The sequence below is a fragment of the Candidatus Frankia alpina genome (assembly GCF_902806485.1).
Lineage (GTDB): Bacteria > Actinomycetota > Actinomycetes > Frankiales > Frankiaceae > Frankia > Frankia alpina.
The window spans coordinates 1-727 of the sequence record NZ_CADCWT010000533.1 but is presented as its reverse complement, the minus strand read 5'-3'; the positions used below and the strand labels follow the sequence as shown (position 1 = coordinate 727).

The following is a 727-nucleotide window of genomic DNA, read 5'->3' as shown; positions in this document are numbered from 1 at the left end:
TTGTTTTGGATCTTCTTTTGTGTGCGGATCGTGACCGGATGCTGGTGTGGATGTTGATGGTGGGGTTTGGGTGGGGGTGAGGGCGGCAGGGGCTGGTCATGGCACGGACACACCACTATCCCTCGGATCTGACCGATGCCGAGTGGGCGCAGATCGAACCCGAACTGCCGGCTCCGTCGAAGGACGGGCGTCATGAGGCCCATCCCCGCCGGGAGATCGTGAACGCGATCCTGTATATGGCGCGGAACAGCTGTTCGTGGCGAGCGTTGCCGTCGGACTTCCCCCCGTGGGAGACGGTGTACGGGTTCTTCCGCCGCTGGCGGAAGGACGGCACTACCGTGCGGATCAACACCGCTCTTCGTCGGAAGGTCCGTCTGTTCGAAGGCCGGGATCCCGAGCCGTCGGCGGGGGTGGTCGACTTCCAGTCGGTGAAGGGTGCGCCCACGGTCGGGCGGGACAGCCGTGGCTACGACGCAGGGAAGAAGGTCAACGGCCGCAAGCGATTCGTGGCCGTGGACACGTTGGGTCTGCTGCTGGCGGTGCTGGTGCGCCCGGCGTCGGTGCAGGACCGTGACGGCGGCCGGCCGCTGCTGGTGGACCTGTATTTCGACTGCCCGAGTACCCGGTATGTCTTTGCTGACGGCGGGTTCGCCGGGAGGTTCGTCGACTGGGCCGGCACCGTGCTGCGCACCACGGTGGACATCGTCCGTAAGCCTGCCGGGCAGAG

At 66.2% G+C, this 727-nt stretch carries 1 protein-coding gene; it reads left to right on the top strand.

The window, feature by feature from the left end; translation table 11 throughout:
• Window positions 1-92: 92 nt before the first annotated feature.
• The coding region (locus tag G6R25_RS24360; protein ID WP_235949554.1) for an IS5 family transposase at window positions 93-727 on the top strand (635 nt) is incomplete at its 3' end.